The sequence below is a fragment of the Eggerthella sp. AM16-19 genome (assembly GCF_003474385.1).
Taxonomy (GTDB): domain Bacteria; phylum Actinomycetota; class Coriobacteriia; order Coriobacteriales; family Eggerthellaceae; genus Senegalimassilia.
In genome coordinates, this window is the sequence record NZ_QUCY01000028.1 from 522 (window position 1) to 23,064 (window position 22,543).

General features: G+C 65.3%; 15 protein-coding genes. 11 read left to right on the forward strand and 4 right to left on the reverse strand.

Annotated features, from left to right (window positions below):
* The 3 genes from DW178_RS11330 to DW178_RS09685 form a co-directional block, all read left to right on the forward strand.
* A partial coding sequence (locus DW178_RS11330) for an MBG domain-containing protein (protein ID WP_502695387.1) occupies nt 1-1,248 on the forward strand: 1,248 nt, incomplete at its 5' end.
* A gap of 4 nt (nt 1,249-1,252) precedes the next feature.
* A complete protein-coding gene (locus tag DW178_RS09680) occupies nt 1,253-1,804 on the forward strand; it encodes a hypothetical protein (protein ID WP_118350985.1) in 552 nt (183 codons plus the stop codon).
* A 326-nt stretch (nt 1,805-2,130) separates the two neighbouring features.
* Nucleotides 2,131-3,087, forward strand: coding sequence for a putative manganese transporter (locus DW178_RS09685; RefSeq protein ID WP_118350987.1), 957 nt, complete (start codon nt 2,131-2,133; stop codon nt 3,085-3,087).
* Between the two features lie 94 nt (nt 3,088-3,181).
* On the opposite strand, the gene DW178_RS09690 is transcribed toward DW178_RS09685, so the two are convergent.
* Nucleotides 3,182-4,384: a diphosphate--fructose-6-phosphate 1-phosphotransferase gene (locus tag DW178_RS09690; protein WP_118350989.1), complete on the reverse strand. Its 1,203-nt coding sequence runs from the start codon at nt 4,382-4,384 to the stop codon at nt 3,182-3,184.
* A gap of 369 nt (nt 4,385-4,753) precedes the next feature.
* On the opposite strand from DW178_RS09690, the gene recJ reads away from it, so the two are divergent.
* From recJ to DW178_RS09705, 3 genes are all read left to right on the forward strand, one after another.
* Nucleotides 4,754-8,119, forward strand: coding sequence for a single-stranded-DNA-specific exonuclease RecJ (gene recJ, locus DW178_RS09695; protein WP_118350991.1), 3,366 nt, complete (start codon nt 4,754-4,756; stop codon nt 8,117-8,119).
* Nucleotides 8,103-10,514, forward strand: coding sequence for a RelA/SpoT family protein (locus DW178_RS09700; protein WP_118350993.1), 2,412 nt, complete (start codon nt 8,103-8,105; stop codon nt 10,512-10,514). The genes recJ and DW178_RS09700 overlap by 17 nt, the downstream gene beginning before the upstream one ends.
* A gap of 163 nt (nt 10,515-10,677) precedes the next feature.
* Complete coding sequence (locus DW178_RS09705) at nt 10,678-11,337, forward strand: MBL fold metallo-hydrolase (protein ID WP_118350995.1); 660 nt, start codon at nt 10,678-10,680, stop codon at nt 11,335-11,337.
* A gap of 223 nt (nt 11,338-11,560) precedes the next feature.
* Here DW178_RS09705 and DW178_RS09710 read toward each other — a convergent pair whose 3' ends face one another.
* The 3 genes from DW178_RS09710 to DW178_RS09720 form a co-directional block, all read right to left on the reverse strand.
* Complete coding sequence (locus tag DW178_RS09710; protein ID WP_042432672.1) at nt 11,561-12,190, reverse strand: DUF47 domain-containing protein; 630 nt, start codon at nt 12,188-12,190, stop codon at nt 11,561-11,563.
* A gap of 372 nt (nt 12,191-12,562) precedes the next feature.
* Complete coding sequence (locus tag DW178_RS09715; protein ID WP_118350997.1) at nt 12,563-13,504, reverse strand: trimeric intracellular cation channel family protein; 942 nt, start codon at nt 13,502-13,504, stop codon at nt 12,563-12,565.
* Nucleotides 13,505-13,559: 55 nt separating this feature from the next.
* A complete protein-coding gene (locus DW178_RS09720; RefSeq protein ID WP_118350999.1) occupies nt 13,560-14,516 on the reverse strand; it encodes a zinc dependent phospholipase C family protein in 957 nt (318 codons plus the stop codon).
* 191 nt (nt 14,517-14,707) lie between these two features.
* On the opposite strand from DW178_RS09720, the gene DW178_RS09725 reads away from it, so the two are divergent.
* The 5 genes from DW178_RS09725 to DW178_RS09745 all read left to right on the forward strand — a co-directional run bounded on the left by DW178_RS09725 (nt 14,708) and on the right by DW178_RS09745 (nt 22,539).
* Complete coding sequence (locus DW178_RS09725) at nt 14,708-15,946, forward strand: MFS transporter (RefSeq protein WP_118351001.1); 1,239 nt, start codon at nt 14,708-14,710, stop codon at nt 15,944-15,946.
* 314 nt (nt 15,947-16,260) lie between these two features.
* Nucleotides 16,261-17,592, forward strand: a complete 1,332-nt coding sequence (locus DW178_RS09730; RefSeq protein ID WP_118351003.1) for an NCS2 family permease — start codon at nt 16,261-16,263, stop codon at nt 17,590-17,592.
* A gap of 434 nt (nt 17,593-18,026) precedes the next feature.
* Entirely contained in the window at nt 18,027-19,307 is a 1,281-nt protein-coding gene (locus DW178_RS09735) for an aspartate kinase (RefSeq protein ID WP_114620166.1), read from the forward strand.
* 264 nt (nt 19,308-19,571) lie between these two features.
* Nucleotides 19,572-20,627 carry an aspartate-semialdehyde dehydrogenase gene (locus tag DW178_RS09740; protein WP_118351009.1) on the forward strand — a complete coding sequence of 352 codons (1,056 nt, stop codon included), beginning with the start codon at nt 19,572-19,574 and terminating at the stop codon, nt 20,625-20,627.
* A gap of 1,168 nt (nt 20,628-21,795) precedes the next feature.
* Entirely contained in the window at nt 21,796-22,539 is a 744-nt protein-coding gene (locus tag DW178_RS09745) for a TlyA family RNA methyltransferase (RefSeq protein WP_118351011.1), read from the forward strand.
* Nucleotides 22,540-22,543 lie beyond the last annotated feature (4 nt).

Here is a 22,543-nt window from a genome sequence, read left to right on the forward strand (position 1 = left end):
AAGCTGAACGTCAAGTTCGTCGACGGCACCATCAAGGTCGAGCCGGCGAAGCTGACCGTGACCACCCCGAGCGCCTCCAAGCCCTATGACGGCAATGCGCTGACGGCCGAGGGCAAGGCGTCCGGCTTCGTGAACGGCGAGACGGCCACCCTCAAGACCACCGGAGGCCAGACCACCGTCGGCACGAGCGAAAACGGCTACGAGCTGGTTTGGGACGGCAACGCGAAGGCGGCGAACTACACGGTCGAGGAGAACCTCGGCACGCTGACGGTGTCGGCGCAGTCCATCGACCCCGATGACGCCGGCGCGTTCGGCGGCGTGACGGTCGGCTATCTGACCGACACGGTGTACAACGGCGCGGACCAGCGCTTCGAGCCCGAAGTGGTCGATAGGGACGGTAGGGCGCTGGTGAAGGGCCGCGATTACGAGCTTTCCTTCTCCGGCGACGTGAAGAACGTCGGCGAGGTGACCGTGGCCGTCGTCGGCAAGGGCAACTACGCCGGCAGCGTCGAGCGCACGTACCGCATCACGCCCGCGTCGCTGATGGTGACCACGGGCAGCGACTCGAAGATCTACGACGGCAGCGAGCTTGTGAACAATGAGCTGTCGATCGAGGGTCTGCAGGGCGAGGACCGCGTCACGGCGGCCGCCACCGGCAGCCAGACCGAGGTGGGCAGCTCAGAGAACACCTATCGCATCACGTGGGGCGATGTCGATGCGGCCAACTACGTCATCGACGAGCATCTGGGCACGTTGACGGTCACGCCGGCTCCGGTGCCCCCGACGCCGAACCCGGATGACGGCACGGCTCCGACGCCGGAGCCCACCCCGAGCCCGACCCCCGGCGACGGCTCGACGCCTGGCTCGACTCCGGACGGCACGACGCCCGGTTCGACTCCGAATCCGGCGCCTGCGGCTGCCGGCCCGCTCGATGCGCTGGCCGGTGTGCTCGAGGGCGCGTACGAGTCGGTGACGGGCAGCCCCGAGGCCGACAACCCGGTCGAGGAGGAGCGGATCTACGACGCCGAGAACCCGTTGGGCAGGGAGTCGGTCGAGGATCATTGCTGGGTGCACTGGTACATGATCGTCGGTATGGTTCTCACGGCGGTTTACGGCCTTGCGGCGGCGCTTCGCCGCAAGAACCACGAGCGTAGGCTGCGCAACGACATGAACGACGTCTTGGGCGATGGCGACGGCAAGGACCCCTCGGGGTCTCCCGCCGTCAAGCCCGCCGGAATGGAGGCTTAGCGCCATGAGGAAAAGCAACTATCTGGTGCTGGGCGCGGCGGCCGTCGTCGCGGCTCTGCTGTTGGTGCTGTGGTATCACCTGGGCTTCAACCGCATCGATAGCCCGCTCGATCTGACGCTTGCGATCGTATGGTGGGTCGGCATCGTGGTCATTGCCGCTATCCTCGTCCGCTTCGAGGAGCGTCGTCGCCGCCAGATCCGCACGCTGTACGTGTCGCCGAAGTCGCTGTACAGCAGCGAGCTCGGTATGGTGGGCATCGGGGAGGCCGGCGCGGTCGAGGCCATGCGCGGCATGCTCGGCCAGCTGAAATACGGCTTCGATTCGAAGGGCCTGCCTGACCGCAAGAAGTTCGACTACCGCTTCGTCGTACGAACCGACGAGTTCAAGGAGCACGATGGGGAAGGCGGCAAGCCCGCCGATGACGCGCCGGCAAGCTCGGCGGCCCAGCGCAAGGACCCCACGTGGAAGGGCACAGTCATCAAGATCGACCGACAAAACGGGAACAGCGAAACCCCGTTCGACGGCATCGATCAGCTGAAAGCAGCGCTGGCCTAGCCAGCCGCGCAGCATCGCCGGTCGCCCCCGGCGTCAAACGAGGGGCAAGCAGGCAAAACCCAAACGGGCCCAGGAGAAATCCCGGGCCCGTCGCGTATCTGAACAACCTCCTTCTGAACACCCTCCTGGAACCTGTTCATCGGGCGCGGCGTTCACGTCTCGCGATTCCAGGGCGCGGCCCGCGAGGGCAAAAGCCGGGAAAGTTAACCATCGTTCACGGTTTCTTCACGTTCGCTTGACGCGTTCTGTAAACTGGGAACCTGACACACGGAGCGCATGCGATGCATGCGCAGGTAAGGGCATCTTTCGATCGCAAGGCAAGGTTTATGGAAGACATCGCGCATCTCATCGGGCACGTCCTCGAGCACTCCATCGAGGACACGCTGTACCTTATCCCATTTTTGTTCGTCACCTATCTGGCAATGGAATGGCTCGAGCACAAGGCGGGCGACAAGGCCGAGGAGGCCGTGCGGCGCGCGGGCGCGGCAGGACCGGTGGTCGGCGCGCTCGTGGGCATCGTCCCGCAATGCGGCTTCTCGGCGGCGGCAGCAACGCTGTGGGCGGGCCGCGTCATCACGCTGGGCACGCTGTTCGCCGTGTTCCTGTCCACCTCCGACGAGATGCTGCCCATCTTCCTGGCCGAGCAGGTGGCGCCGGCGACCATCCTGAAGATCATGGGCGTGAAGCTGATGATCGGCATGGTCATGGGATTCGTGGTGGACGCGGTCATCCGCCTGGCGCGCCGCGACCGCGAGAAGCTGCGTATCCACGAGCTGTGCGAGCGCGATCGCTGCCATTGCAACGGCGATTGCGAAACTTGCGAGCAGCAGCCGGAGTTGGCGTACGATTTCGAGCACGATGAGGAACACGAGCACCATCACGAGGGCGGCTCCATCTTGCGCAGCGTCCTCAAGCACACGGTGCAGGTCACGGTGTTCATCTTCATCATCACCCTTGTGCTTGACGGTGCGTTGGAGCTGGTCGGCGAGGACGCGTTGGCGGCATTCCTGGGCAGCAACCCGGCGCTGTCGGTGCTTGGCAGCGCGTTGGTGGGCCTTATCCCGAACTGCGCGGCAAGTGTGGTGATCGCGCAGCTCTACGTCGAGGGCGCGCTCGGCGCGGGCGCCATGATGGCGGGCCTTCTGGTGTCGGCCGGTGTGGGCCTGCTGGTGCTGTTCCGCACCAACCGCCGCCTTCGCCAGAACCTCATCGTGCTGGCTGGCCTGTGGGCCATGGGCGTGTTCTGGGGCCTCATCATCTCCTCATTCGGCATCGCGTTCTAGAGCCCGAAGCCGCGAGCTCGTCGGCTTCGCGGCCGCAGCCGCTTCGCTTTCGCGTTCGCAGCCGCTTCGCCCTATCGCCTGCTGGTCTTACCCGCTAGCGCCTGTTGAAGGGGCGCATAGTCACGGGGATGCCGTTCTCGCAGATGAGCTTCGGCTCGCCTTGGATGAGCGGGCGGAAGTAGTCCAGCGCCTCATCGGAGACGCCCTGGTAGTTCGACAAGATCCACTCGCTGGGGAAGGGGCGCACGAAATTGGCCAGGTCGGAGGCGGGGCAGGCGAAGAACTCGGTGTTGTAGCCGCCGTCGACGCCCCGGCCTCGGCGGATGCCCACCACCTGCCCGGTGAACTCGGGCTTGGCGCTGCGCATGTGCGCGGAAACGCCCAGGTCGTAGGACTCCTCAAGGTCAACCAGGCTCATGGCGAAGTTGCTCGAGCGCGCCACGCGCGACAGGTCCTGCACCACGCAGCGCGGCACGATACCGGCTTCCACGATCATGGACTTCAACCGCCCGGCGGCCCCGCCCAGCATGGCGTGGCCCAGGCCATCGGCGGCCTTGCCGTTGGCCGACAGGTACGTGCCGTCGTACCAGCGCGCGCCTTCCGACACCACCACGTAGCAGCTGCCCTGCTGCTCCATCTTCGCGCGCACCTGCTCCAGGAAGATGCTGCGGCGGAAGTCGACCTCGGGTAGCACGAGCAGGTCGACGTCGCCGGTCAAGCAGGTGCTTGCGGCAAGCCAGCCCGCGTCGCGGCCCATTGTCTCCAGCACGAACACCTCGGGGCGCGTGTAGGCGTCGTAATCCATGCGCGTGGCGTGTGTTATCTCGCACGCCACCTTTGCGGCGCTGGCGAAGCCGGGGCAGTGGTCCATAAGCCCCAGGTCGTTGTCGACCGTCTTCGGGATGCCGATGAAGCGCTTGTCCAGGTTGCGCTCGGCGGCCCAGGCCGTCATGGCGGCCACCGTGGACATGGAGCCGTTGCCGCCTATGTAGAACATGGTGGAGATGTCGTTCTCGTCCATGACATCGATGAGACGCTGGAAATCGGCCTCGTCGGAGAACTTGTAGCGGCACGTGCCCAGCGCGCACGAGGGCGTTTGCTTGAGCACCTCGATCTCGCGGCCGCTCAGGTCGGTCAGGTCGAACAGGTTGCCCGCCAGCGTTCCCTCGATGCCGTGAAGGCCGCCGAGGACGCGGTCGTAGAGCGGGTTGAGCTGATTTGCGCGGATGACGCCGGCAAGGCTGGCGTTGATGACGGCGGTAGGGCCGCCCGATTGGGCGACAAGGCAGTTGGCCATGCGATGCTCCTGCACGTTGTTCAGGGTAGGAAGGCCCCATTATCGCACGCTTGCGCCAGGCTGCGGGCTAAGGGCGAAAGGCTGCAAAAAAGCTGCGAACGGGGCGGCTGCAGGCGTGGCAGCCGGGACGGCAGGGACGCGGCGGCCGGGGCGGCGTCGCGCGGCAGCGGGTACGGCGCGGGCGCGGCAGCCGGGACGGCATCGCGTGGTCGCGCCTTCTCGTGCGCTTCCGCAGCGCATCAGGGCGCGTCGCCCGAACCGCTTGCCACGTTGCCCGCCGACCGCGACACTTCCCGGCGGTGCCGCCATGCACTTGTGCGACAATAGAGGCGAACTATAGGAAAGCACTGCAATAAGTAGGTACCCACCATGTCTGCCAGATTCAACATCAAGGCGGCAGAGCCCGAGGCGGTCGCATGCCTGCAGCGCGAGCTGCACATGCCGCACTTCATCGCGGCCACGCTCGTCTCGCGCGGCATCGACACCCCGGAAGCCGCGAACCGTTTTCTCACGCCGTCGCTCGATCGCGACTGGCGCGACCCCTACACCATCCCCGGGTTGTCCGAGGCCGCCGATGCGCTTGAGGCCGCCATCCGCCGCGGCGACCACATCCTCGTGTTCGGCGATTTCGACTTGGACGGCATCTCCGCCACCACCGTCATGACGCGCGGCCTGCGCGAGTTCGGCGCGCGCGTCACGCCGTTCATCCCCCGCCGCTTCGAGGAGGGCTACGCCATCACCCCGGCGGCCATCGAGCGCTTGTCGCAGGTCAAGCCTGACTTCCTAGTCACCGTCGACTGTGGCATCGCCTGCAAGGCCGAGGTGCGCCTGCTGCAGGAGCGCGGTATCGAAGTGGCTGTCACCGACCATCACGAGCCCTCCGACCTGGTGCCCGAGGGCGTGCCCGTGGCGGACCCGAAGCGCGACCCCGCCTGCTCCAGCGCCATCCTGGCCGGCGTGGGCGTGGCGCTCAAGATGGTGCAGGCGCTGGGCGGTCGCTTCGGCAAGCCGCACCTGTGGCGCCAGTACACCGACTTCGCCACGCTCGGCACCATCGCCGACCTCATGCCCATGCGCGACGAGAACCGCGCCCTGGTGGCCGACGGCCTGCGCCGCATCAACCAGGCCCCGCGCCCGTGCATCGCCGCGCTGCTCGACACCTCCGGCGCCGCCGGCAAGCAGGTCACCGCCACCAACCTCAGCTTCTCCATCATCCCGCGCCTGAACGCCGCCGGCCGCATGGGCGACGCGCAGCTGGCGCTCGACCTTCTGCTCACCGACGACTTCGAGCAGGCCAACCAGCAGGCGCAGCGCCTCGAGGGCGTCAACGACCAGCGCCGAGCCATCGAGGCGGAGCTCTCCGAGATCGCCAAGGCCCAGGCCGCCGTAACCTACAAGGGCCAGCGCGCCCTGGTGGTGGCCGGCGAAGGGTGGCACGAGGGCGTGAAGGGCATCGTGGCAAGCCGCCTGGTGAACACCTACGGCGTGCCCTGCCTGCTGTTCACCATCGACGGCGACGAGGCGCGCGGCAGCGGCCGCAGCGTGGGCCAGGTCAACCTGTTCAAGGCCGTGGAAAGCTGCTCCGACCTGCTGCTGCGCTTCGGCGGGCACGAGGCGGCCGTGGGCGTGACGCTTCCCACCGAGAAACTGCCCGAGTTCGAGCGCCGCCTGTGCGAGTACATGGACGCGCTGCCCGAGGGGGCGTTCCACCCGCTCATCACCATCGACGCATGCGTGAACCTCGACGAGCTCACGCTGCGCAACGTGGCGCAGCTCGATGCGCTGGCCCCGTTCGGCCAGGAGCATCCCGTGCCCGTGTATCTGGCACGCGACGTCACGCTGCTGCACAGCCGCGCGGTGGGCGCCGAGCGCAACCACTTCTCGTGCTCGCTTTCCAACGGGCGCACCACGGTGGCGGGCATCATGTTCCATTGCAACGACATCGAGGCGCTCATGAAGACCGACAGCGTGGTCAACGCCGCGTTCGAGGTGCAGATAGACGAATGGAAGAACCGCCGCAGCGTGAAGGCCATGCTCAAGTCGCTGTCGCCGGCGCGCACGTGCGCCGCCTTGGAGGCGTGCCTGAACCCGGAGAACCTCAGCTTCGTGAGCGACCTGTACGCCACGCGCGACGAGGAGCTGTGCGCCGACGCGCCGCACGACCCCGAGGCCATCGAGGAATACGAGAACGAGCTGGAGGTCAACCGCGCCCATTGGGAGGCCATGGCGCGCCAGGACCCGCAGCGTCTGCGCGAGCACATCGTGCGCGCCATCATCGGCGACGGCCAGCTTCACCAGGCCCAACGCGACATCTTGGATAACCTTGCCGAAGGCAGGTCGGTGCTCGGCGTCATGGTCACGGGCCGCGGCAAATCGCTGACCTTCCAGGTGCATGCCACGCTGCGCGCGCTGGCGGCCCGCGAGGCCAGCCTGTTCGTGTACCCGCTGCGCGCCCTCATCGCCGACCAGGCGTTCCATCTGCGCGAGGCGCTGGCGCCCTTCGGCATCACCGTGGTCACGCTCACCGGCGAGTCCACGGTCGACGAGCGCCGCCAGGCGTTCGCGGGCCTGTCCGACGGCAGCGTGGACATCGCGCTGACCACGCCCGAGTTCTTGGCATGGCACGCCGACTCGTTCGCCTACACCGGGCGCGTCAAGTTCGTGGTGGTCGACGAGGCGCACCACGTGGGCCTGGCGCGCGCCGGCCAGCGCGAGGCGTACGCCACGATCGGCTCCGCGGTGCGCAGGCTGGGCGACCCCACGGTGCTCGCGCTCACCGCCACCGCCGACGACGAGTGCGCCCAGGCCGTGCGCCGCGAGCTTCCCATCGACGCATGCGTGTTCGACGCCTCCGATCGCCCGAACCTGCGCCTGGACGACCGCCGCAACGTGCCCAGCCGCGACAACTACCTGGCCAACCTGGTGGCAACCGGCGAGAAGACGGTGGTGTTCGTGAACTCCCGCGAGCAGTCCGTGGCCGTCGCCCGAGCGCTGCGCAAGCACGCGCCGCAGGTGGCGCCGCTTATCGGCTTCTACAACGCGGGCCTGTCGCGCAGCGAGCGCAAGCGCATCGAGCAGCTGTTCCGCACCGACGCGCTTCTGGTGCTCATCGCCACCAGCGCGTTCGGCGAGGGCGTGGATATCCCGAACATCCGCCACGTGGTGCTGTACCACATGCCCTTCAACGAGATAGAATTCAACCAGATGTCGGGCCGTGCCGGACGTGACGGCAAGCCGGCCTGCGTGCACCTGCTGTTCAGCCGCAACGACTGCGCCCTCAACGAGCGCATCCTGGCGGACATGACGCCGTGCCACGACAGCTTGGCGCAGGTGTACCGCAAGCTGCGCGCCATGCAGCGCGCCTCCGACACGCTGTTCTTCACCACCAGCGACGCCGAGCTGGCCAAGAACGTGTCCACCGACATCTTCCCGGTGAACACGGCGTCGGTCACGTGCGCCGTGGCGGTGTTCCGCGAGCTGGGGCTCATCGAGGCGCACGCCATGTTCGGCCCCGACGGGCTGGTACGCTCCATCCATGTGAAGGACACGCAGGACAAGGTGCAGCTCACCGACAGCGTGCGCTATCGCGAGGGGATGGACGAGCGCGAGATCTTCCACGCGTTCCGCGATTGGGTCATGCGCAGCAACTCCGCCGACCTGCAGAAGCGCGTGTCGCATCCCATCCTGCCCACCACCGCCGTTGCAAAGGAGGCTGGAAATGAACAAGTCGAATAGCCGATCGGACCAGAACCTGCTGGGGGCGCAGCCCGACGTGGTCCGGCAAACCGTCGACGATAGCCTGCTGGGCCGCCCGCACGTGGCGGAGAAGGCGTTTTCCACCGAGGCCACGAAGGTGATGCCCAAGGGCGAGAAAACCCCCGATGAGCGCTTCGCCGACCTACAGGACATGACGCGCGGCTACCTGACCGACGAGGAGGAGGCCAAGCTCGAGAAGGCCTTCCGCTTCGCCGCCAGCGCCCATGAGGGCGCGTGCCGCAAGTCGGGCGAGCCGTTCATCGCGCACCCGGTGGAGGTGGCCATCATCCTGGCTGACCTGCGCATGGACGTGGAAACGCTGTGCGCGGCGCTTCTGCACGACACCGTGGAGGACACCGACGTGACCAGCCAGCTGGTCGATCAGGAGTTCGGCCCGCATGTGGCGCAGCTGGTCGACGGCGTCACCAAGATCACGCGCATCGAGGTGGAAACCCTCACCGACGAGCAGGCGGCCACCATCCGTAAGATGTTCGTCGCCATGAGCAAGGACATCCGCGTCATCGTCATCAAGCTGGCCGACCGCCTGCACAACATGCGCACCCTGGCTGCGCTCAAGGAGGACCGCCGCATCTTCAAATCGCGCGAGACGCTTGAGATCTATGCGCCCATCGCGCACCGCCTGGGCATCAACTCCATCAAATGGGAGCTCGAGGACCTGAGCTTCTATTACCTCGAGCCCAACAAGTTCAAGCAGGTCTCGCGCATGGTCACCGAAAGCCGTTCCGAGCGCGAGGAGTACCTTGACCAGGTCATCTCCGTGCTGCGCGGCGAGATGGACAAGGTGAGCATCCAGGCGCAGATCATGGGTCGCCCCAAGCACCTGTACAGCATCTATCAGAAGATGGCGAAGAAGGGCAAGGGCTTCTCCGAGATCTACGACCTGATCGCCGTGCGCATCATCGTCAAGTCGGTGAAGGACTGCTACTCGGCGCTGGGCGCGGTGCATACGCTGTGGCACCCCATGCCCGGGCGGTTCAAAGACTACATCGCCATGCCGAAGTTCAACATGTACCAAAGCCTGCACACCACGGTCATCGGCCCCGCCGGCAGGCCGCTCGAGGTGCAGATCCGCACCGAGGAGATGCACCGCCAAAGCGAGTACGGCGTGGCGGCGCACTGGCGCTATAAGGAGAAGGGCGGACGCGGCGGCAACGACTCCATGGACAAGCAGCTGGCCTGGCTGCGCGAGATGGTGGACTGGCAGGACGAGACGCACGATTCGCGCGAGTTCCTGAAGGACCTGAAGGTGGACCTGGCGCCTACCGAGGTGTTCGTGTTCACGCCGAAGGGCGAGGCCATGAGTCTGCGCGCCGGATCCACGCCCGTCGACTTCGCCTATGCCATCCACACCGAGGTGGGCAACCACTGCGTGGGCGCGAAGGTCAACGGCGCCATCGTGCCGCTGGCCTACGAGCTGCAGCTGGGCGACCGCGTGGAGATCCTCACGCAGAAGTCGGCAAGCCCCAGCCGCGACTGGCTCAACATCGTGAAAACCCCCAGCGCGCGCAACAAGATCCGCGCGTACTTCAGCAAGGTCACCCGCGCAGACGACCTGCTCAGCGGCCGCGACAAGCTGGCACGCGAGATGCGCAAGCACGGCCTGGGCATCTCCAACACCCGCTCCGAGCGCGCGCTGCGCACCGTTGCCGAGCACCTGGGCTACAAGGATGCCGACGACATGCTGGTCAATATCGGCATCAGCAAGGAGAGCGTGCAAAGCGTGGCCAACCGCCTGCTCGCTGAGCTGGGTCGCAAGGGCGATCAGCAGCCCGATCCGCTGAACCTGGGCACGGCTGCCATGACCACCGGCAAGCTGCCGCCCATGCTCACGCTGGTGAACAAGCCGAAGAAGCACGAGACGAAAAGCTCCAACGGCGTGGTGGTGGAAGGCGTGGAAGGCGCGCTCGTGCGCCTGTCGCGTTGCTGCAACCCCGTGCCGGGCGACGACATCATCGGCTTCGTCACGCGCGGCCGCGGCGTGTCGGTGCATCGCCGCGACTGCCCGAACGCCAAGGAGCTCATGGCGCAGCCCGAGCGCATCATGAAGGTGCATTGGGAAAGCGACCTGCCGAAGAACACATCGTTTAAGGTGGAGGTCTACATCGAGGCGCTCGACCGTCTGCAGCTGCTTTCCGATGTCGTGCTCGTGCTGTCGGGCATGGGGGCGAACGTTCTGTCGTCGAACACGGTGTCGCACCGCGATGGCATGGCAGAGATGCGCTTCCTGTTCCAGGTCAGCGACATCACGCACATCGACATCATCCTCAGCAAGCTCAAGGCGCTCGAGGGCGTGTTCGATGCCCGCCGCATGGTGCCGAAGGTCGGCGGAGGGAAGGATTCCGCGCAGCTGTAGCAAAGGCCTTGCGGGGCCGCCTTGGGGGTTCCGAGGCGGCGGGTCTCCCGCTCCAGTTCGTTGGGGAAGGGTTGTTTGGCGAAGGGCCCTTCCCGTTGCAATGTTGAGGGGGGGGCGGTGCGTCCGCCCTCGACGCTCGAAGATACTGATTTAGGAGGACAACATGGCATATAAGGTGAAGGGAACGTGCGTCGACGCAGCGTTCCTGGTTCTAGGACCGTATCAGACCAACGTGTACATCGTATCGGACGGCTCCGCCACCTTCGTGGTGGACCCCGCAAGCGATGCGAAGAAGATCGCGGCGGCTTTGGGCGGGCGCAAGCTTGATGCCATCGTGCTGACGCATCGCCATTCCGACCACGTGGCGGCCGCCGCCGAGCTGCGCAGCCTTACGGGCGCCACCGTCATCGCCTCGGCCATCGATGCCGACATGATCTGCGGCGACAAGCCTGTGCCGCGCGACGATCAGAAGTTCCCCGCATGCCCGGTCGACCAGCGCGTCAACCATGGCGACGTGGTGAAGATCGGCAACATGCCGTGGAAGGTCATCAGCACCCCCGGCCACACCGAGGGCAGCATGTGCCTGTTCCTGGATTCCTCGCTCACTGAGCGCCTGGATGCCAAGCCGGTCCTGATCGCCGGCGACACGCTGTTCTTCGGCTCCATCGGCCGTACCGATTTCAGCGGCGGCAGCATGTCGGCCATGCGCAAGTCGCTCAAGCGCCTGGCGGTCCTGCCCGACGACACCGTGGTCCTGCCCGGCCACGGCAACCTGACCACCATCGGCGGCGAGCGTCGCCGTGTGTTCGCCTTCTACGCATAAGGCGCGGCCTGGTCGGCAACCTTGCAACCGCAAGGCCCGGCGTCGCGGCGGATAGCCGTCGGCGCCGGGCCTTCTTTCATTCGGGCGCGGTCGTTTGCCGATGTCGTCGGTATGTGGTTGCCGGACGGTTGCCCCGGGTGCCCGGCGTTTCGCTTTGCGATTGCATGAGAAAGGCCCGCGTGAGCGGGCCTTTCGCGATTCTATGGGTTTGTGCAGCCTGTGCCTACACGTTCTTCAGCATAATGGTGTTCATGACATCGGCTGCAAGCTCGCATGCATCGCAGCAGGCTTCCATGCTGTCGAACAGGTTCGTCCACACTTGCACGCGCATGGGGTTGTCGTAGTCGTTTACATGCAGGTCGCGGATGACCTTGGTGTAGAGCTGGTCGGCCTGCTCCTCAAGGTCGTGGACCTTCACGATGAGGTGCACGAAGTTCTTCGACTTCTTGAAGTTGCGGAAGTCGCACATGGCCTTGTCGAGCGCCTCGCAGCTGCCCTGGATGAGCTTCGCGAACTCGATGGCCTGGTCGTGCATGAAGTGGATGTCGTACATGTAGAAGCGCAGCATGACGTCTTCGATGTCGTCGACGATGTCGTCGAGCGCCTGGCACATCTCGATGATGTCCTCGCGGTCGATGGGGGTGATGAAGTCGGTGGCGACCGTCTTGAAGATCTTGTGGTTGATCGTGTCGCCCTCGTGCTCGATCTCATGCGCCTTCTGCGTGTTCTCTTCGAGCGCGGATGCTTCCGTGAACTGCTCGATGGTTTCAACCAGCAACGCCGACTCGGCGACGGCCAGCTTCGAGTGCTGCTCGAATGCGCCGAAATAGTCGAACTTGTGCTTCCTGCCCATGGGGTCTCCTTCTAAGAACAAGTACCTACCACGTTCGCACGTGCGATTCCAAAGTGTAACGCAAGTTAACGTGCTGGAAACGGGGAATCCACGGTGGCGTTGCGAAAGACGCGAACCGTCAACATCCCGTTATATTGGATGTCCCGTTTCCGCAACAGCTGGGGCGGATGCCCCAGCTGGCAGCCGAGATGAAGAGGTCATCCGCCGGCGTGGGCGGATGGGGCGGCCGTGCTGTCCGGGGCCGGGCGCGCACTTGTTGACGGGGCAGCTGGCGGACGAGTTGGATGCCCCTGCGGGCCGACGCGGCCGGATGCTTGGTTGGGGCCGGCCGCGCATGCTTCCGTCGGGCGTTGCCCGGGCCTGCGGGGCCCCTTACGTCTCGCTCTCGGGGCGCGGCGGCTGATCGTCGCTTTCCGGATAGCAGCGATTCTCGCCGTCGGTGCTGGTAACGCCGTTGCCCAAGGCGCTATCCGGCGACGAGCCGTCGGATGCGATAGGGGCCATGCTGCCGGTGACGCTCGGAGAGGCGATGGGCGGCATGCTGCCGGTGACGCCCTTGGCGGTAACCGGGGGGATGGGGCCGGTCAGGCCGGTGGTCTGAGCCTGGAAGCCGGTGGGGCGGCGACGGGCGCGCACGCGGTTGGCCATGCGCTTGACCGGCTGGGTGACGGCCTGCGTGACCACGTCGGAGTAGTCGCGCGCCGGGCGGGTTCGCCAGCCGAACGCCAGCGAGGCGTAGCGGATGCCCATGACCAGCACGACGCACGTGATGGCCGCATACTGATCGAGCAGGTGGTTCTGCTTCATGACGGCGAAGGCAAGCGCGCCGATGAACGCCGCGCTCACGTACACCGTGCCCGCTTGGAACGCCTCGGGTTCCCGGTTCATGCAGATGTCGCGCACGATGCCGCCGCCGTTGGCGGTGATGGTGCCTAGGATGACGGCGGGCACCAGGTCAAGACCGGCGGAGAGCGCCTTGCCCGTGCCGATGATGGCCCACAGCGCCACCGACAGGTTGTCCAGGAGGTCCATGAACGGGTCGAAGTATGTCATGAGCTTGCCGAAGTAGAACGCCACGATGCCGGCGGCGATGCAGGCGAGGATCAGGTTCGGCTTCTGGAAGGCGTAGATGCCGTAATCCTGCAGCAGGATGTCGCGCGTGATGCCGCCGGCAAGGCCGACCACGATGGCGATGCAGCACACGCCGAAGATGTCGTATTTCGCCCGTACCGCGCTGAGCGCTCCGAAGATGGCGCCCGAAATGGTTGCGGCGAGCTCGAGCCAATAGGGGATAGCCAGGGCTACTTCCAGCATGAATACCCTTTCATATGGGAGTCGTTATATAAGATGAGGTTGCCGCCCGCAGCCGCTATTCCACCGCCAGCACCTGGGCTTGCGTGGGGCGGCCGGAGAAGTCCAGCTCGCCGGTCAGCTCGCGCGTCCGTTCGACGGTGAAGCCCGGCTGGTCGAAGGCTGCGATCAGATCCTTCGCCTTGTACTGCGCCTGATCGTAGAGGTCCCAGAAGCCGGTGGTGCGCACGTCGCCGGTGAAGGGGTTGGTCCAGGCGTCGTGCTCGTGGTTGTCGAACACGCTTTCGGCGGCGGCCACCGGGCGATGGCTCATGGACTGGTAGAACGAATGCGGGCGCGCCAGGCGCTCGATGCGGCCGATGAGGTCGCGCTTGATGCCGGTAGGCGACCAGAACAGGCGCTGCACCAGGCGGAACCCGTGCACCGACAGGCGGAACAGGTTGTGCGGGACTACTTCTCCGTACACGTTCAGGGCCAGGTAAGCGTACATCTTCGACACGGCGCCGAGCACCGCCTCGCTTGCGTGCAGGATCTCGCGCGAGGGGTTGAACGTGGCCACGGTGTCGCCGCGCTTGGCGAACAGCACCATCTCGTCCAGCTCGCTTTCGATGACGCCGTGCACCTCGCTGCCGTCATCGCGCGTCAAGCCCGGCTCGCCTGCGTCGCATAGCGCGTGCTCGTGGCAGTACACCAGCGGGTGCACGGTGGAATCGAGCGCGTAGTGGCAAAGGAAGCCCAGCGCGTAGGCGCGTCCGAGCGGCTTCTCCTCGGGGTCCAGGACGCTGAGGGAGTCCTTCAGCGCCGCCAGCAGCTCGGCGGGTTTTCGGCTGTGCATGGTGTTGCCCAGCTTGTGGTACGCCGTGGCGCGGAAGTCGGCCACCGCGTAGAACAGCGGGTCGGGGCCTTGGTTTCCCAGCAGGAACGCGTCGGCTTCGTCGCGCGATCCGCCGATGGTCTGGAACAGCGCGTCGTACACGTCGCGTCCGAAGAAATCATGGGTGATGATTGCTGGCATTCCGTATCCCCGTTTCTCGTGTGGCTGACATTCATTTTACGTGGACGATTATAGCCATCATATACAATGGTTTGCGCGCCGCTCGGCGGCGTTCAACGTACATGCACGATTCGGTGTTCGGAACCGCACGGGCCTGCGCGTCGGCGGGTTCCCGCGGACGGCGCGGGCTTTGCCGATAGCAAGGAGCAGCCATGGGATTGGGCCTTCGCAGCCTGTCAAAACGCGAGCGCAGCTGGGTTTTGTATGACGTGGGAAACTCCGCATACGTCATGCTGGCGGCAACGCTCATCCCCATCTATTTCTCGGCCATCGCCGAGCCTGGGTCGTCCGCTGTGGTGGCCTGGGGCTATGCGACCACGGTGGCCTCGCTGGCGCTTGCGCTGCTCATGCCGTTCCTGGGCAGCCTGGCTGATCTGAAGGGCAACAAGAAGAAGTTCCTTGCGGGAACCATCGGCACGGGCGCGGTGTCGCTCGCGGTCATGGGCGTGCCCGGCAACGCCATGGTGTTTCTGGTGATATATGTGTTCTCGTCGGTCATGCTCAACGCGTCGCTGGTGTTCTATGATGCGTTCCTGGTCGACGCCACCGAGCAGGATCGCTACGACGAGGTTTCGTCCCAAGGCTATGCGTGGGGCTATATCGGATCCTGCATCCCGTTCATCGTGTGCCTAGTCATCGTGCTGTTCGGCAGCAGCTTCGGCATCGGGCAGCTTGACGGCATCCGCATCTCGTTCGTCATCACCGCGGTGTGGTGGTTGGCGTTCTCCGTGCCGGTGCTGCGCGACGTGCACCAGACGCACTTCAAAGCGCGCGAGGCGCACTTGTTCCGCCATACGCTCAAGGGCCTGGCGGGCACGTGCAAGAAGATCGCCCGCGACAAGCGCCTGCTCATGTACATGCTGGCGTTCTTCTTCTACATCGACGGCGTGCACACCATCATCACCATGTCCACCAGCTACGGCACTGACCTGGGCATCGACTCCACGCAGCTGGTGCTGGCGCTTCTGGTGACGCAGTTCGTGGCGTTCCCGTCGGCCATCGCCTATGGGCGTCTTGCCGGGCGCTTCGGCACCAAGCGCATGCTGCTGATCGCGGTGTTCGCGTACTTCTGCATCACGCTGTTCGCCGCGTTCTTCCTGCGCTCCGCTGCCGAGTTCTGGGTGCTGGCGGTGTGCGTGGGCCTGTTCCAAGGCGGCATCCAGGCGCTGTCGCGCAGCGAGTTCGGCAAGCTCATCCCGAAGGAGAACGCCAACGAGTACTACGGCTTCTTCGACATCTTCGGCAAGTATGCCACCATCATGGGCACGCTGCTGGTAAGCGTGTTCACCCAGCTCACGGGCTCGAGCAGCTACGGCGTCCTTAGCGTGGCGGTGCTGTTCATCGTAGGCTTCATCCTGCTCTGGAAGATGCCGGAGGAGGCCGCCCGCTAGCAAGCGGTGAGCGGGCGCAGGCGCGTGGGGCGAGGGCGTTGCCCCGTGCCTGCAGGCGCCTGCTGCTCGGCCGCCGCAGTTGCCGCCCGCTAGCCGTCCCCGCCCGCATCCGTCCTTTCGCCTGGGCGTTTCGCCGCCCGCATCGTTCTTTCCGCTCCTGTACGTGCTACTGTGGCGGTTGCGGTTTTTTCCGCATATGATGATTTGTTTTCGGCCGCTCGTGCGCTTGCGCGGGCGGGCGCCGCGCTGTGGGGGTGCGGAAGGGAAAGAGGGGCGCGCTGCAATGCGCGCATCCGGAAAGGGGAAAGGGCGGAATGGAAGCGGCTATCGAGCGTTTCTTCAAGATAGGCGAGCGCGGCAGCTCGTTGGGCACGGAGGTGATGGCGGGCCTGACCACCTTCCTGACCATGGCCTATATCGTGGCGGTCAACCCCGCCATGATGGAAGCGGCGGGCATCCCGTTCAACGCCGCGCTCACGGCTACGTGCTTCGGTGCCGCCGTCATGACGGCGGCCATGGGCCTGATCGCCAACCGACCCATCGCGCTGGCGTCGGGCATGGGCATCAACGCCATCGTGGCCTTCACGCTGTGCGGGTCGATGGGGCTCGACTGGCGCATCGCCATGGGCGTGGTGTTTTTGGAAGGCGTCATCATCTTGGTGCTGGTCATGCTGGGCTTGCGTGAGGCGGTTATGGACGCCATCCCCGTGGCGCTGCGCCAGGCCATCGGTATCGGCATCGGCCTGTTCGTGGCGTTCATCGGCCTGAAGGGCGGCGGCATCCTGGCGCCCGACTCCTCCACGCTCGTCACCATGGGTAGCCTGACCGAGCCTACGGCCATAGTGTCCGTGGTGTCTATCGCCCTTGCCATCATATTGACGGTGCGCGGCACGAAGGGCGGCCTGCTCATCTCCATTGTGGTGGCCACCATCGTGGGCATCCCGCTCGGCGTCACGGCGCTGCCCACCGAGTTCGACTTCGTTCCCGACTTCAGCGCGCTGTGCGCCCCGTTCCAGCAGCTGCCCGACGGCAGCGGCCTGGCCATCGTGCAGGTGTTCGTGCAACCCGTGCTGCTCATGTTCGTGTTCAGCCTGCTCATGAGCGACTTCTTCGACACCATGGGCACGATGATGGCGGTGGGCCAGCAGGGCGGCTTCGTCGACGAGGACGGCAACGTGGAGAACACGCGCGAGATCCTCATGGTCGACTCCGTGGGCGCCATCGTCGGCGGCTTCGTCGGCGCAAGCTCCATCACCTCGTTCGCCGAGTCAACCTCGGGCGCGGCGGCCGGCGCGCGCACGGGTCTGTCCAACATCGTGATCGCCCTGGCGTTTTTCGTCTGCGCGTTCCTGGCTCCCATCATCGGCATGGTGTCGAGCTCGGCTACCTGCGGCGCGCTGGTGGTCGTGGGCTACCTTATGATGAGCGACATCGGCAAGATCGACTGGGGAAGCCTTGAGGCGGCCATCCCCGCGTTCGTCACCATCATGGGCATCCCGTTCACCTATTCCATCACCAACGGCATCGGCTTCGGCTTCATCACCTACGTGGTGGTGAAGGTGACGCAGGGCCATTGGCGCGACGTCAAGCCGCTCATGTGGATCGTGTCCGCGGCATTCCTGTTCACGTTCGTCGCGTTTTCGTAGGCGGCGGAGCTTCCGGGGCGCTGCAAGGCGCGCGGGGGTGCAAGGTTCGAGTTGCGTGTGGCGAAGGGGTGGCGAAGGGGGCGGCGAGGATCGCGCGGCGGCGCCTGCTCGCGCCCCCGGTCGGCGCTCGCCGTGCGCGCCGGCTCCTCGCGCCTCGGACGACGTCTGCTGGCCGATCGCGCCTAGGCGGCCTTCCTGCCCCGCGGCCGGCGCCCGTCGTGCGGCAGGGTCGTGCGCGCCTCGCGTTCCGAGCCCTCATCCGGCCGCCGGCTATCCCGCAAACCGATAGCGCGTGGCCGTTCGGCCCGATATCGCCAGCTCGTCCATACGTTCGCTGTGAAAAAACAACCTCGCAACCATCGTTTGACGCGGTGGTTACGAGGTTGTTTGCTATAGTGGCAGACAATCGAAACCCCGTCCGAAAAAGGAAACGCATGTCGCTAATCGTATGCAAATTCGGGGGCACGTCCGTTGCAAGCCCCGAGCGCATCCAAATGGTTGCGAAGAAGCTGATCGCGAAGAAGCAGGCCGGCCATGACGTGGTCGCCGTGGTGTCCGCCATGGGCAAGACCACCGACGAGCTGGTGGGCCTGGCAGCCGCGCTCAACGACAACCCGCCGCTGCGCGAGATGGACCGTCTGCTCTCCACCGGCGAGCAGGTGTCCATGTCGCTTTTGGCCATGGCCATCGAGGCGCGTGGCTACAAGGCCATGAGCTTCACCGGCCGCCAGGCTGGCATTGAGACCGACAAGTTCCACAACAAGGCGAAGATCGTCATGGTGCACAGCGAGCGCGTGCGCGATGCGCTCGAGCGCGGCGCCATCGCCGTCGTCGCCGGCTTCCAGGGCGTTGACGCCGATGGCGACATCACCACGCTCGGCCGCGGCGGTTCCGACACCACGGCGGTGGCCGTGGCGCACGGCCTGAACGCCGACGTGTGCGAGATCTACTCCGACGTGGACGGCGTCTACACCGCCGACCCGCGCATCTGCCCGCGTGCGAAGAAGCTCGACGTCATCAACTACGACGACATGCTGGAGCTTTCCGGCTCCGGCGCCGGCGTCCTGCAGATGCGCGCCGTCGAGTTCGCCCGCAAGTACAACGTGGTCATCCATTCCCGCTCGGCGTTCTCCGACGCCGAGGGCACCTATGTCAAGGAGGAAACCGACATGATGGAGGAAGCCGTCATCACCGGCATCGCACACGACACGTCGGAAGTGAAGGTCACCATCCGCGGCGTGCCCGACATGTCCGGCGTCGCCGCCAAGCTGTTCAGCGCCTTGGCGGGCAACCAGGTGAGCGTGGACATGATCATCCAGAACGTGTCCGAGGACGGCATCACCGACATCAGCTTCACCTGCCCGGGCGCCGACGAGAAGCGCGCCTGCGAGACGGTGGAGCGCATCCTTCCCGACGTCAACGCGCGTGAATACGTGGTCGACGAGGATATCGCCAAGGTCAGCATCGTGGGCACGGGCATGAAGTCCAGCCCCGGCATCGCCGCCAAGGCGTTCCAGACCCTCGGCGAGAACAACATCAACATCCTGGCCATCTCCACGTCGCCCATCCGCCTGTCCGTGGTGGTCGACGGCGCCCAGACCGCTGCCGCGGTGCGCTGCCTGCACACGGCCTTCGGCCTGGATTCCGATAGCGTGTTCGAGGAGACGCAGCTGTCCGCGGAGGAGATTGCCGCGAAGATGAACAAGGGCAGGTAATTCCGTCTGCCCGACGGCAGCCGGACTGCTCTACGTTGCGGCCGCCTGTGACACCCCGCCTTCGCGCGAGCCCAATGGCTCGCGTACCAAGGCCTGTCATACGGTGGCCGTACCGCTTGGAGCCGCGGGGGTGCGAAGCATCCCGCGGCTCCTTTCCCGTTGCGCGCAGGCAGGGGGCCGGTGCGCATCCCTCAAGGCAATATGGGGCGCAAAAGCACCCATCTTGACGATATATCAACCCGGAACGTGAACGAGGAGGACCTCATGGCTTGGACGAAAGTTATGCCGGCTAACCCGGTGGTTGCGGTTTGCGGCGCTACGGGCGCCGTCGGCAACGAGTTCTTGAATGTGCTGCACGACCTGGATTTCCCCGCGTCGAAGGTCATCGCGCTGGCTTCCGCGCGTTCCGCCGGTAAGAAGCTGCCGTTCAAGGGTTGCGGTCAGATTCCCGCAGGCGAGCTGACCGTGCAGGAGATGACCCCCGAGTCGTTCGAGGGCGTCGACATCGCGCTGTTCTCCGCCGGCGGCTCCGTGTCGAAGGCCATGCGCGAGGCCGTGGTCTCCCATGGCGCCGTCATGATCGACAACTCCAGCGCGTTCCGCATGGACGAGGACGTGCCGCTGGTGGTGCCCGAGGTGAACCCCGGCGACGTGAGTTGGCATAACGGCGTCATCGCCAACCCGAACTGCTCCACTATTCAAATGGTGGTCGCCCTCAAGCCGCTCTACGACCTGGCGCGCATCACCCGCGTGGTCGTCTCCACGTACCAGGCCGCGTCCGGCGCCGGCGCTCCGGCCATGGCCGAGCTGTACGATCAGACGCGTGAGTTCCTGGACGGCAAGCCCGAGGACGAGCTGACCATCAAGGCGTTCAAACATCGCATCGCGTTCAACACCATCCCGCACATCGACGTGTTCCTGGACGACGATTCCACGAAGGAAGAGTGGAAGATGGTCGCGGAAACGAAGAAGATCATGGGCGACGAGGGCGTACAGGTGGCCGCCACCTGCGTGCGCGTGCCCGTGCTGCGCTGCCACGGCGAGTCCATCAACGTCGAGTTCGTCGGCGACGTGCCGCCCGAGGCTGCTCGCGAGGCGCTTGCCGTCGCGCCGGGCGTCACCGTTATGGACGACCCTGCCAACGACGTGTATCCCATGCCGGGCTTGCTGGCCGGCACGAACGACACCTACGTCGGCCGCATCCGCCGCGACCCCACGGTCAAGCACGGCCTGGCCATGTGGGTGGTCGCCGATCAGATCCGCAAGGGCGCTGCGCTCAACGCCGTGCAGATCGCCCAGCTGCTGCTTCCGCAGGAGTAAACCGCCCAGCTGCTGCTCCCGCGGGGACGAATCGCTCGGCTGCTGCTTCCGGAGGGGCAGATTGCTCGGCTGCTGCTTCCGTAGGAGTAGATCGCCTAGTCGCTGCTTCCGCAGGGGCAGAGCTCAGTCGTTGTTTCCGCGGGGGTAAATCGCTCGGCTGCTGCCTTTGCGGGAGTAAATCGCCCAGCTGCTGCTTCCGCAGGAATAAATCGCTGCGGAGCGAAACCCACGAACGCCCGGCAGGCTTTTGGCTTGCTGGGCGTTTTGCTTGCGCGCACAAAAGCGGTGCGCGCAAAGGGGTAGTCGGTCGCGTGGCCGGCGGTGCTTTCGCTTTTGTGCTAGGCGAACGGGTTTTATTGCTTGCGATGAACCGAGCGCGATCGGCTATTGGCTGTCATTGGTTGGCGTTAGCCGGCATTGGCTGGCGTTGGTCATTGCGGGTGCGAATAATCGTTCGTTTTGGCCGGCGTTGGTCATGGCAGGTGCGAATAATCGCAAGTTTTGGCCGTCTGGGGACAAAACGTGCGATTATTCGCATGGTCGAGGCCTCGCAAAGACGGTGTGGGGCTCAAAAGTGCCAACTATCGTCAAAAATGTCCGATTTCCTCACGCCTGGCGATGGTTTGAGGGGTTCTTGGGCCTGCTGGCTGCGAATTATCGTTCATTCTGTCCAAGAGGGGACAAAATGAACAATTATTCGCATGTTTAGCGCCTTGTAAAGACAGTGTGGGGCTGAAAAGTGCAAACTATCGTCAAGAATGTCCAATTCCCTCACGCTCGGCGATGGCTCGAGGGGCTTTTTGGCCTGCTGATTGCGAATAATCGCATGTTCTGTCCAAGGGGCCAAAGCCAACGATTATTCGCGGATGCGTTTGATTTGGCCCGTACATGGGGAGCGCCGGTCTTATCAAAGCGGTGGCTTGCAAGATGCCAAGAGGATCGCGGTGGCGTTTGCTTCTGTAGGGCAAGATGCCAAGAGGATTGCGCTGGCGTTTGCATCTGCGCGGTGGCGTTTGCTTCTGCAGGGCATGCTGCGGTGTTGCCCGTGCATTTCTTCTCGCCTCTTTTCAATTTGCCTCGCTGCAGCACGACGCCGCGGCTCCCCGTTTCTTGTGGGGCGGGGCGTTTGCTTGCGGGGCTGACGAGGTCTTTCGCTATAATGGGCCGCATGACTAAGAAACCGAAAAAGATACGCTTGGATGAGCTGTTGGTCGAGCAGGGGGTGCTCCCCGACGCCGGCACCGTGCTGCGCGCCGTTTTGGCACACGAGGTGAAGGTGGACGACGTGTACGTTACCAGTGCGGCCATCAAGGTCGCGCCCGACGCCGACATCGTGGTGAAGGGCCGCAAGAAGTTCGTCTCGCGCGGCGGGCACAAGCTGCAGGGCGCGCTCGACGCGTTCGGGCAGGACGTCTCGGGCATGCGCTGCATGGATATCGGCAGTTCGACGGGTGGATTCTCCGATTGCCTTCTGCAGGCCGGCGCCGGCAGCGTGGCGTGCGTGGACGTGAACTACGGGCAGCTGGCGTGGAAGCTGCGTCAAGACCCGCGCGTTGCGGTGTTCGAGCGCACCAACATCAAGCTGGCCGATCCCGCCGAGCTGGGTGCGCCGTTCGACTTGCTGGTGGCCGACCTGAGCTTCATCGGCCTGGCGGCCCTGGCGCCCACGTTTGCACGCTTCGCGCAGGCGGGCACCATCTTCATCGGCCTGATCAAGCCCCAGTTCGAAAGCCAGCACGACGAAACCGACCACGGCATCGTGCGCGACGAGGCAGTGCGTCTGCGAACGGTCGACGAGGTGCGCGCGGCCTTGGAAGCCGCCGGCTTCGAATGCGCGGGCGTCACCGAAAGCCCCATCACCGGCCATGAGGGCAACGTGGAGTACCTGGTGCGGGCGATTTTTCAGGGGTAGCAAT

Bases quoted from the DNA above. Each gene is read 5' to 3' on its own strand.
- DW178_RS09680 (WP_118350985.1), top strand. From the start codon at position 1,253: ATGAGGAAAAGCAACTATCTGGTGCTGGGCGCGGCGGCCGTCGTCGCG.
- DW178_RS09685 (WP_118350987.1), top strand. From the start codon at position 2,131: ATGGAAGACATCGCGCATCTCATCGGGCACGTCCTCGAGCACTCCATC.
- DW178_RS09690 (WP_118350989.1), bottom strand. From the start codon at position 4,384: ATGGCCAACTGCCTTGTCGCCCAATCGGGCGGCCCTACCGCCGTCATC.
- recJ (WP_118350991.1), top strand. From the start codon at position 4,754: ATGTCTGCCAGATTCAACATCAAGGCGGCAGAGCCCGAGGCGGTCGCA.
- DW178_RS09700 (WP_118350993.1), top strand. From the start codon at position 8,103: ATGAACAAGTCGAATAGCCGATCGGACCAGAACCTGCTGGGGGCGCAG.
- DW178_RS09705 (WP_118350995.1), top strand. From the start codon at position 10,678: ATGGCATATAAGGTGAAGGGAACGTGCGTCGACGCAGCGTTCCTGGTT.
- DW178_RS09710 (WP_042432672.1), bottom strand. From the start codon at position 12,190: ATGGGCAGGAAGCACAAGTTCGACTATTTCGGCGCATTCGAGCAGCAC.
- DW178_RS09715 (WP_118350997.1), bottom strand. From the start codon at position 13,504: ATGCTGGAAGTAGCCCTGGCTATCCCCTATTGGCTCGAGCTCGCCGCA.
- DW178_RS09720 (WP_118350999.1), bottom strand. From the start codon at position 14,516: ATGCCAGCAATCATCACCCATGATTTCTTCGGACGCGACGTGTACGAC.
- DW178_RS09725 (WP_118351001.1), top strand. From the start codon at position 14,708: ATGGGATTGGGCCTTCGCAGCCTGTCAAAACGCGAGCGCAGCTGGGTT.
- DW178_RS09730 (WP_118351003.1), top strand. From the start codon at position 16,261: ATGGAAGCGGCTATCGAGCGTTTCTTCAAGATAGGCGAGCGCGGCAGC.
- DW178_RS09735 (WP_114620166.1), top strand. From the start codon at position 18,027: ATGTCGCTAATCGTATGCAAATTCGGGGGCACGTCCGTTGCAAGCCCC.
- DW178_RS09740 (WP_118351009.1), top strand. From the start codon at position 19,572: ATGGCTTGGACGAAAGTTATGCCGGCTAACCCGGTGGTTGCGGTTTGC.
- DW178_RS09745 (WP_118351011.1), top strand. From the start codon at position 21,796: ATGACTAAGAAACCGAAAAAGATACGCTTGGATGAGCTGTTGGTCGAG.